This is a genomic window from Pseudomonas sp. MIACH (assembly GCF_001269925.1).
GTDB lineage: Bacteria > Pseudomonadota > Gammaproteobacteria > Pseudomonadales > Pseudomonadaceae > Aquipseudomonas.
Window position 1 is genome coordinate 69,463 of record NZ_LHVO01000065.1, and the last position, 10,679, is coordinate 80,141.

Sequence of the window (10,679 nt, forward strand, 5' to 3'; positions counted from 1 at the left end):
CCCGCGTGGACTTCTTTGTCGACGTGCTGTCGAAGGTGCTGGATGAGCAGTTGTAAATAATCGATTGTTATCGGTTATTGGCTGTAATAATTTTCTTTTATGCTGTTTGTTCGCTTTTAAAGCCGATTTTTATCCGTTATAAAGTCGGCCTTTACCCCCATTCGGAGTCCTGATCGCCATGACCACCCTGCACAGCACCCCCCGCGCCGATGGCTTCCACATGCCCGCCGAATGGGCGCCACAGACGCAAATCTGGATGGTCTGGCCCGAGCGCCCGGACAACTGGCGCCTGGGCGGCAAGCCGGCGCAGGCGGCTCACGTGGCCGTGGCCAAGGCCATCGCTCGTTTTGAACCGGTAACTGTGGCGGTTTCTGCCGGCCAGTACGAAAACGCCCGCGCCCGTTTGGATGTGCCGAATATTCGTGTGGTGGAAATGTCCAGCGATGACGCCTGGGTGCGCGATACCGGCCCGACTTTCGTGATCAACGACCGTGGCGAAGTGCGCGGCGTGAACTGGGATTTCAACGCTTGGGGCGGCTTTGACGGTGGCCTGTACTCGCCGTGGAACCGTGACTCGCAGGTGGGCGGCAAGATCCTCGAAATCGAACGCGCACCGCGTTACCGCACAGAAGGTTTTGTGTTGGAAGGCGGCTCGATCCACGTCGACGGCGAAGGCACCCTGATCACCACCGAGGAATGCCTGCTCAACCGCAACCGTAATCCGCACCTTGACCGTGCCGAGATCGAAGCGGTGCTCAGCGCCAACCTGGCTGTGGATAAGATCATTTGGCTGCCGGACGGCCTGTTCAACGACGAAACCGACGGCCATGTGGATAACTTCTGCTGCTACGTGCGTCCGGGCGAAGTGTTGCTGGCCTGGACCGACGACCCGCAAGACCCGAACTACCCGCGTTGCCACGCCGCCATGGACGTCCTGCAAAGCAGCACCGACGCTCAGGGGCGCGCGTTCACAGTGCATAAAATGCCGATCCCGGGGCCGTTGTATGCCACTGAGGAAGAGTGCGCAGGGGTCGACCCGGTGGACGGTACACAGGAACGTAATCCGACCGTGCGGTTGGCGGGTTCCTACGTCAACTTCCTGATCGTCAACGGCGGCATTATCGCGCCAAGCTTCGACGACCCGCTGGACAGTGAAGCCAAGGCCATCCTGCAGAACCTGTTCCCGCAGCACGAAGTGGTGATGGTACCCGGCCGTGAACTGTTACTGGGTGGCGGTAATATCCATTGCCTGACCCAACAACAGCCGGCGCCGCACAAAAACTGAGTGCAGTTGTAACAGCGCCTTTCCTGCGAACGGGCTCTACTCAGTCTGAGCATTCACAGCAAGCCCACGGCCCAGCACGGTCGTGGGCTTTTTTGTGTCTGCACGCCTACAAACACGCGACATTGGCATAGCTCTTGTATCGGTGTTGCCACAGTGGCCCAGGGTGATGACTGCACAGTTCTGTCACAAACCTTGAGTAAGTTAGCCGCTCACGCAGCAGGAGAGAGCGCTGAAATGAATGCCAATATCAACCCGATGTACACGCGCCCCTTCCACCCTTCGCGGGTTGACAGTGACGCGATCCATGCGCTGGGGCTGTGGTTGAAGGAAAACGGCTCGCGACAGGTCAGGCAGCAGCCGGATTTGCGCAGTGTGATGAGTGAACGCTACCCGGTGGGATTGTTCAGTGAGGATGAAGTGCACGCGTTGTGCGAGTTGATGAGCAACTGAAAAAATATCGTTGACCCCGTAGCAGTTGCCTCGCTTGCGCTCGACAGCTGTTACGGGATTGGTGTTTTTGTATCGGGTTAGAAGCTGTAGGTGCCTGTCACCACCAGGTTACGCGGCTCGCCCGGCTGAATCTGCGCCACGCTGGTCGCCGATTCGTAGTAGGTCTTGTCGGCGATGTTGTTCAGCGCCGCGCGCACATCCCATTCTTTCTGCCGGAACCCGAGCAATGCGTCCCAACGGCCATAACCCGGCAGCACCACGGTGTTGAGGCTGTCGGCATAACGGTCGCCTACCAGCGTCAAACCGGTTTCCGCGTACCAGCCCATCTCCGGTTTCCAGGTGAGGAACAGGCTGCCGTTGCGCTTGGCCACGTCGCTGACGCGCTTGCCTTCAAAGCCATTGTTGTCCTTCTCGACCTTGGCGTCCTGCAGGCCGATGCCGCCGCGTACGTACCAGTTGTCGACGATCTTGCCGGTGGCCGTCAGCTCCACGCCGCGCGAGCGCTGCAGGCCGCTGAGCAGGGTAATGGTGCGGTCCAGCGGGTCGCTGGTGCGGCGGTTGTAGAGTTCCAGTTCGTACACCGCCAGGGTGGTGCTCAGGCGGTCGTCGAGCCAGTCGCTTTTCACGCCGATCTCTTTTTGCTTGGTCAGCTCGGGGCTCAGGTCGTTGACGCTGCCGGCGGCGTTCGGGGTGATACCGATCAGGCCGCCACCCGCCGGGGAGAAGGTCTTGCTCCACGAGGCATAGAACGAGTGGTGTTCCAGGGGCGTCCACACCAGGCCAAAGCGCGGGCTGGTGCTGTGGCTTTTGACGTCTTGCCGGGTATTGAGCAGTTTGTTTTTGGTGTCCACTTCGAAGCGGTCGTAACGCAAGCCGGCCAGCACTTGCCACTGGTCGTTCAGGCGCAGTTGGTCTTGCACATACAGGGCGCGGCTTTCGACTTCGGTGTGGTTGTTACTCGATACGCTCATGCGCCCGGTGTGGCTCAGATTACGGTTGGGCTGGTTGAGGTCCAGGGTTGGCACGGCCTGGCCACCGCGGTTCACAGCAGTGGCGGTGTACAGCTTTGGATCGCGGCGCTGGCTGCCCAGCTCCACGCCGGTGAGCAGGCGGTGTTCCAGGCCGAAGGTGCTGAAGCCTCCTTCCAGCTCGACGTTGTTGAAGACGTTGAGGGTAGTCAGGTCTTGCTGCCAGCGTTGGCGCGTCACCCGATTGGTCGAGGCAACGTAGGCGGTCTGGTAGGTGTTGTCGAAATCGCTGTCGAGCTTGAACACGCCCAGGGTCTGGCGCAGTTGCCAGTTGTCGTTGAGTTCGTAGGCCAGCTTGGAGCGCAGGGACTGGGACTTGTCGTCGATGTAATCGCGGCTGTCGCCGTAGGTGGTGCTGCGACTGACGTCGGCGGGGCGGCCGTTGACGCCGGGGATGCCGCGATCCGGCGTGCGGTTGTAGCGGCTGTATTCGTATTGCACCAGCCAGTTCAGATCTGGTGTGAGCTGCCAGCTCATGGACGGTGCGAACAGTTGGCGGTTGCCACTGACGCCGTCGCGGAAGCTGTTGTTGTCCTGGTTGCCCATGTTCAGGCGCAGGCTGATGTTATCGCTGGGGTCGGTGCTCAGGTCGGCATACACACTGCGCAAATCGTTGCTGCCGCCCTGGGCCTCGATGCTCGACTTATGCCCGGCCGTTGGCAGTTTGCTCACGCGGTTGACGATCCCTCCCTGGCCGCCTCGCCCGTAAAGCACGGCTGCCGGCCCTTTGAGCACTTCGATGCGTTCGATGTTGTGCAGGTCGCGTACGTACTGGCTGTCGTCGCGAATGCCATCAAGGTAGAAGTCGTTGCTCGCGTCGAAGCCACGGATGCGCAAACTGTCGAAGCGCGTGTCGGCACCGCTGCTGACGTTGGGGATGCCGCTCAAGGCCCGGCCCAGGTCGTTGGTGCCGTAGGCGCGCAGGCTTTCGGTCTTCACTGAGTCGATGGCCTGGGGCACATAACGCACAGGTGTGGCGGTGCGGGTGGCAGTGCTGGTTTCCTTGACGCGCGGGTCGTCTTCGTCAGCTTCGGCGCTGATCGAGGTTTCGGGCAAGGTGGTGGCCGCACAGGCAAAACCTGCAGACAGCAGAACAGAAAGCCCAAGGGTCATGGGCGTCAGGCGAAGGGCTGGCATGGGTGAATGTATCCAAAGTGTTTGGCAGGAAAAAGCGCGCTAATGGTAATGCTTTGCATTTGCGCGCGTTATCTATTACCAAACGTATCGACTTTGAAATATGTTACGAGATGTGTTTTTTTGGTCGCTGGAGATCGAAATTAGTCGTTTTCAGAAAGGCCATAGGCCGTTGCTTAGAATTATTTCGCCTAAATACAGACGATTCACGAAATTGACACATAGTTCAACGCGCGACTAGGATTGCGCCCAACGCCTGTGGCTAACAGCCATGACTCATCCAATAAGAAAAGGCCCGCGGCATGTTCAGTCGTCCGCGGGCTTTCTTTTTTCGGAAAAAGTCGACACCAGAAAGCGACATGGAGCCTGGGGTCAGAACGCGTACTCAACCCGTAATAAGGAATACAAAAAAATGTTGAAGCAACGGATGAGTCTGATCGCGCTGGGGATCTTGAGCGCATCGACAGCAATGGCCAACGACCAGGAGCAATCCAAGGGTTTTGTTGAAGACAGCCACCTGAACATCGCAGCACGTAACGCCTACATCAGCCGTGACTACAAGAACGGCAAGCAAGACAAAGCCGAGTGGGGCCAAGGCTTCATCGGCAAGTTCGAGTCCGGCTTCACCCAAGGCACCGTTGGTGTGGGTGTGGATGTGATTGGCCAATATGCGATTCGTCTGGACGGTGGTAAAGGTCGCAGCGGCGCTGGTGGCATTAACTTCTTCAAGCAAGGTGACAGCGGCGCAGCAGCTGACGACTTGGCCAAAGGCGGCGCGGCGGTGAAGTTCCGCGTATCGAACACCGTGCTCAAGTACGGCGAGCAAATGCCTGCCGTTCCTGTATTGCAGTACGACAACTCTCGTCTGTTGTCGGAAACCTACACCGGTACCTCGATCGTTTCCAAAGAGATCGAAGGTCTGCAACTGGATGCAGGTCGCTTCACCAAGGAAGCCCAAAAAGGTGCTGAAGGCACCGACAGCGGTAACCTGAAGAACATCAGCTACCTGGGCGGCAGCTACAAGTTCACCGAAAACCTGTCGGCTGCGCTGTACGCTTCCGACATGGAAGACGTGCTGAAGAAGCAATACGTCAACGTCAACTACGTACTGGCCCTGCCAGAGAAACAGTCGCTGACCTTTGACTTCAATGGCTACAAAACCAAGCTGGACAGGAGCTTCGCCGAGCAACGCGGTAATGGCGACGCACGCGACAACAAAATCTGGAGCCTGGGCGCTACATGGGCTGTTGGTGCGCACAGCTTCACCTTGGCCCATCAGCGCAGTACCGGCGATACCGGTTACCTGTATGGCGGCTACCGTGACAATACTGCGGACACCGGCATCGGCGACGGCGGCAACACCATCCTGCTGGCCAACTCCTACTGGTCCGACTTCAACGGCAAGGACGAGCGCTCCTGGCAAGCCGGCTACGGTCTGGACTTCAGCACCTTCGGCGTGCCTGGCCTGACCTACAACGTGGCCTACGTGCGCGGCACCAACATTGACGACGGCAGTGGCCGTGGCAATGGCACCGAACGTGAAATCTTCAACCAGTTCAAATACGTCGTGCAGAGCGGCCCGGCCAAAGACCTGAGCCTGCGTGCGCGTGCCTCGTGGTTGCGCGTTTCCAGCAATGCCGACAAGTACAACGTAGGCGGTAACGAAATCCGTCTGTTCGCCGACTACCCGATCAACGTTTTCTAACTGATCGCACGTCGCGCCTGATTCCAGGCGATAAAAAACCCCGACTGGTTCGGGGTTTTTTTATGGGCGCGCATCAGTCCTGGCGGCTCTGCAAAATCTTGCGCGCCAACGCTGCATTCTTGTAGTCGAGCATCAAGGACAACCCCTCATAGGGTTCGATCTTTTTATTGTCGATACAGAGCTGTGCCATCAGCAGCAACACCTGGCGTTTCTTCTTGTTGATCCGCACGCCGGGTACGCCGAACGCCGTCTTGCGCGTTACGGGTAACGGCGCCTCGGGGGTCAGTTGAACGATGACCCAGATGCCCTGGACACATTGCATCGTGATCTCTTCGATATGTTCGATGGGCAGCGGTTGTGCCAGGTTATTGAACACAAAATGCTCCGGCGTCAGGCGCAACGCGGTCTGCGGCGCACGCTTGAATCGACGGACACCCAGCCACAGCAGGCCCAGCCCGATAATGCCGAGACACGCACCCGCGCCGACTGCCGACAGGGGTGTGCCTTTCAAACGCTCCGGGGCGAGCCAGACTCGACTCAGGATAAACACCGCAGCCAGCACAAAGGGCAGGCCCGACACGGCCATCAGTACCCCGCGCCACTGGCCGCCCTCATGCAACCTACGCTCACCCTCGGCCGAAGCGGCCAAGGTTTCCAGCAGATGGGTGTGCGCGGTGTTCTCCGACACGGCCACGTCCATCACATCCAGAGACAGCTGCTCGCGCAGTGCCTGGGGTGCGCTGAAATAGGCATCCATCTGCGCATTCGCCACGTCGCGATCCACCACGCGTGTGGCGCCTCGCAGGGTATCGTTCAGTGGAACGTTCAGCGCTTGCAGGCGTTCGCCATTGGAGGGGTGGGAGTCGGTCGGATGCGGTTGGTGAATCTCCAAGGCTTCGGGTGATGGTTGCAATTCACACTCACGCAAGCGCGCGAACACCGCGTCGGGCAGGTCTGTCGTCGACCCTGTTTCACACAACGCCAACAAGGCATCCTCAACGTGCGGCTGCAACACCGACACACGCAACAACGCCGAAGCCGCCGCAGCAGGACCGGCCAATTGCGCGCCGGCAGCGTCCGCCAGCAATTCGCGCTCACGGCTCCAGTGGTTCACCGCGTCATCAAAGCGCTGCATGAAAAACACACCGAACATGAACGACGGCCGCATCAGCCGTCCCTGGATAAAATCGCTGGCCAGCATCGTGTTCAACAGCGCTTCCAGGCTGCGATTGACCCCGTCGTAGATCGGCAAAAAGCGCAGGCTGTATTCCGTGTCCTGCCCCACAAAGTGCGCCAGCTCATGGCCGATCACCGCGCTGATTTCCTCGCGGCTCAGCAGGCCCAGATACAGCAGCGGCACATGCAAGGTGCGCCCGTGCAGCGAAGTGTTCGCCGGTTGCACAGTGGCCGCGCTGGACGTCACGTAAAAGCCCTGGGCCAGGCTCACCACGATGTGGTCCGGTGGCAGCGCGCCGAGCCGACCCGCCAACTCGTCCACATGGCGCCACAACCCTGGAGCCTGCGCGGGCGTCACCACCTGGCCGAACATCTCCAGCGGCTCAGGCTTGAACATCCCCAGCATAGGGCGCAGCTGTTTGAGCAACTGCCAGATCGAATACAGACAAAACGCCGCGATCACCCCCAGCACCGCCATCAGCTTGACCTCGCCACTGCCCAGCCGGCCGATATGCCACATCGCCAAGCCTTCGAAACTCAACGCCAACGCGACGGCCGCCGCCACCGCCACCACATGGCCCACCAGCACGTAGGGCAACAGGCGGCTGCCCAGGGAGAACACCTGCAATAACCTCTCCCGTGACTGCCGTGCCCGCCGCCCCGCCCAGTACGTACCCGCCAACGCCGCCACACCAATCAACGCCGCCAATAGACCCAAGCCCATCACCCACGGCGCGATGGCGCGCATCGCACGGTTCACGCGGTGGGCGGAGGGTAGTTCGGCTTCGATTTTTTCCAGACGCGAGAGGGCCTCCGCAACGCTGATGACGCCATCAGGCAGGTCGACACTACTCGCGGGCTGTCTGGCTGCCAGCGCTTGCAACGGGTGCTTGGCTTTATCAAGGTTGAGGTGGTAATCGATCAACGCTGTGGTTGCGTCCTCACCACGCTGACGCTCCCAGCCGCCGAGAGTGGCCAGCAGCAGCGGGAAAATAACCAGGAGGCAGATCAGTTTCAGAGCGTTCATGGGCGTCCGTTCACAACGCAGGGATCTTCAGGTTTATACCGAAAAAAGCGCCCCAGGCCGAGGCGCTCTTCTATGGGAGCCGGGGTTGCCCGCGATGGCCATAGGTATCTACACAACTTGGGCTCAACGCTGAACGCCCGGCAGATAGGGCTGTTGTGGCGAGCGGGCTTGTCCCGCGTTGGGCTGCGTAGCAGCCCCAAAACCAGCCTCTACAGAGTTTCTGACACACCCCGCTCTTCTTTACTGGGGCTGCTACGCAGCCCAACGCGGGACAAGCCAGCTCGCCACGGGGAGATTTGTCAGGGTCTGAAAAGTTGTGTAGATACCCATGCCGCGATGGCGCCTGCCCAGCCAGCACAGCCCTTCTTATTGCCCGGTATTCCCAGGCGACTCCAACACCTTCACCACATCATCAATCACCGCCTTACTCATCTCCTGCAAGTAATGCGACGCCCAGGCATAACGGTCCGTCTCCTTGGTCATCGCTGCATCTTCAGCGAGCAGCTTGGCAACGTGGAGCAAGTCGGAAACGTGATGCAAGGCTTCATGCAGGGAAACACCGCTGTTGACGCGGAACAGAGGTTGGTCGGAGTGAAAGGAGAACGGGGTGACGCCGAGGGTGGTTAACGCAGAGGGGTTTGGAGCGGTCATCGGTAAAACTCCCATATCGAGTGAGAGCTACCACGTTCGTTCTCAGGCGAATGGGTGGCAGCTGTGCGCAGGCTGAGAAACCGGAGATACAGGAACCCGGCAGACCCGAAGGTCTCCCACGCACAGCCGCCATTGCACGAATTTTCAGGCGAAAAAAAACGCCTTCAAAATCGGGTGTTGGGGGCGCTTGGTGCGCCTGCATCTTGCCGGGTTCTCAGGCCCGATCGCTGAATTGGCAGCGACGGGGGGAGGTTAGCGTGCTGGGGCGGAAGGAGCAATCGGGAAAATAGAACCTTCATGGTTTTATTCTTCCCCCTCTGAGGAGGCTTAAATCTCCGCGTGAACATATTTGTTATATCTATCTTTAAATCGGTAGTCATGCTCCTTCAGTGAAGGAGCATTTAATTGTGATGGGGTTATTTTATAGGTTGTGCTTTATTTCGTATAAGCGAATTCGAGTATGGTCCGAAGTGTGGTCTGGCAATTTTCAGATAGCTCTATTTCCCCGCTGAGAAATCCTTTGATTCTGTGCCAGCTTTTATATGGCTTGTCTTTAGAGCTAGATATTTCTTTCAAAGATTGATCCCAGAGTACATGTTCAAAAGTGTCTTCCACAACATAGACTCTTTCAGCACCTGCAATGCTGACAATTTTTGCGTTTGCTCTAAAAGGGTGAATTGCAGCCACTTCTTCCAGATCAGCGTTTGAGAGATCCTTTCTGTCCATGTCATGGATGATTCTATAATCAATGCCTAAAACATTAAGTATTTTAGCGATGGCAGGAATTGTCCATTTCCCCCCTGCAGAGATTACGGTGGTGTCTTTGACGAGTTGTTGGTCAAGGTTGAACTTTGTTAAGAGCTCTTCGGCTCTGGATAAAACAGCTACCTCTGTATCTCCTTCTACAAGGACTACACGTTTTGCGAAAAGACTTTCACAAACAGTTGGGTGAAAGTCTAGTGTTGCCCGGAGCATTGATCTTTCATCATATTTTTCATTCGCTTCGAAAATGTTGCTTTCTAGCTGATGGATGATTCGTTTGTTTTCGTGGTCGCGTTTTAATAATTTAAGGGATTCGGGTTTGTCGGCAAGGGATATTAAGAAGGGGGAGTGCGTTGAGCATATCACCTGCCATTTGGGAGAGTTTGTTCTAGATACCAGAGCGTTTTTTAATCTTCTCATCAGATGAGGGTGTATATAAAGTTCTGGTTCTTCATAAAGTACAACGACAGTCCGCTCGCCGCCCTCAACAGCGATATGATGGCCGGCATTACTCTCCAGCATCGCAAAAGCTAGGGCTCGCTGGACGCCGCTACCCTGGTACTGCAGACTAGATTCAAACTCATCATCAATAATGAACGTTGCCGCTTTCATGAAAAGTGGTTCTATATCTATATCGCCCACGGCTAAACGAACTTTCGAGTCGAAATCCAAAACTTGGTTAAGTGTCGTTGAAACTTGTTCTAATGCCTCTTTTAGACCTTCGATAATTGAGCCGTCTTCTGCCTGCCCTTTTAGTTTGTTTTGTAATGAGGCTGCTCGCGCGATGTATTCTTTATAAGAAGGATTGTCTTTGACTAGTGGGAATAATTTGTTTGTAAATAAAAAGCTGAATGGCGTATTGTTGGTAGACTTCAATTCGTCTTCAATTTTGAAGCATGCAGGTACGTACATTACGTGAGGCACTGCTTGTTGGAGTGAGTTTGGGAAGCCCTTTTTATGCCATCCAGTATCATTCTCTACTAGTTGTGGGAAACGATCTGAAAACATCGCTTCTAATTCAATAAGTCGTGCTTTGTATTGGTCCGCGTTTGTTATCTCTAAGGCCGCCAAGCATTCCTTAGCTTGTTCATGTTTTTTTGCCTCAGAGATTCCGCTCCACGGGAATTTGGCAAGGCTGCAATATACGCTATATTGAGAGTCGATTGTTCCGCCTTCTGGCCATGTTGCGCTCATACGTACTTTTAGAGTGTTCTCATGCAGTAGGCCGGATATCGCTGGCTTTCTCTTTTCCCACTCCTCTAAGTCTCTAAATTCACAAATTATTTCGAGGACTTCATCAGACTGTGTTTTCTTAGGCCAGTCATCAATTGTAGGCTTTTTATTGTCAAGGAGGATGTGTAATGCATGGAGTATTGTTGATTTTCCTATATTGTTTGGGCCTATAAATGTTGTGAAGTCCTCGATATCTATATTTGCTTCACTAATGCCTCGGAAATTTTT

General features: G+C 56.4%; 7 protein-coding genes. 3 read left to right on the plus strand and 4 right to left on the minus strand.

Annotated features, from left to right (window positions below):
• The first annotated feature begins 178 nt into the window (after window positions 1-178).
• Window positions 179-1,285 carry an agmatine deiminase gene (aguA, locus tag AD670_RS29305; protein ID WP_053140357.1) on the plus strand — a complete coding sequence of 369 codons (1,107 nt, stop codon included), beginning with the start codon at window positions 179-181 and terminating at the stop codon, window positions 1,283-1,285.
• A gap of 234 nt (window positions 1,286-1,519) precedes the next feature.
• Window positions 1,520-1,735, plus strand: a complete 216-nt coding sequence (locus AD670_RS29310; RefSeq protein ID WP_053140360.1) for a hypothetical protein — start codon at window positions 1,520-1,522, stop codon at window positions 1,733-1,735.
• 77 nt (window positions 1,736-1,812) lie between these two features.
• On the opposite strand, the gene AD670_RS29315 is transcribed toward AD670_RS29310, so the two are convergent.
• Complete coding sequence (locus tag AD670_RS29315) at window positions 1,813-3,900, minus strand: TonB-dependent siderophore receptor (protein ID WP_053140364.1); 2,088 nt, start codon at window positions 3,898-3,900, stop codon at window positions 1,813-1,815.
• A 409-nt stretch (window positions 3,901-4,309) separates the two neighbouring features.
• Between AD670_RS29315 and AD670_RS29320 the strand changes: the two genes are divergently transcribed.
• A complete protein-coding gene (locus AD670_RS29320) occupies window positions 4,310-5,602 on the plus strand; it encodes an OprD family porin (RefSeq protein ID WP_053140367.1) in 1,293 nt (430 codons plus the stop codon).
• A gap of 73 nt (window positions 5,603-5,675) precedes the next feature.
• On the opposite strand, the gene AD670_RS29325 is transcribed toward AD670_RS29320, so the two are convergent.
• The 3 genes from AD670_RS29325 to AD670_RS29335 form a co-directional block, all read right to left on the minus strand.
• On the minus strand, window positions 5,676-7,805 hold the full coding sequence (locus tag AD670_RS29325; protein ID WP_053140370.1) for a M48 family metallopeptidase: 2,130 nt from the start codon (window positions 7,803-7,805) through the stop codon (window positions 5,676-5,678).
• 366 nt (window positions 7,806-8,171) lie between these two features.
• Complete coding sequence (locus AD670_RS29330) at window positions 8,172-8,456, minus strand: DUF3077 domain-containing protein (RefSeq protein ID WP_053140378.1); 285 nt, start codon at window positions 8,454-8,456, stop codon at window positions 8,172-8,174.
• Window positions 8,457-8,891: 435 nt separating this feature from the next.
• Window positions 8,892-10,679: ATP-dependent endonuclease (locus AD670_RS29335; protein WP_082341070.1), on the minus strand; the 1,788-nt coding region annotated here is incomplete at its 5' end.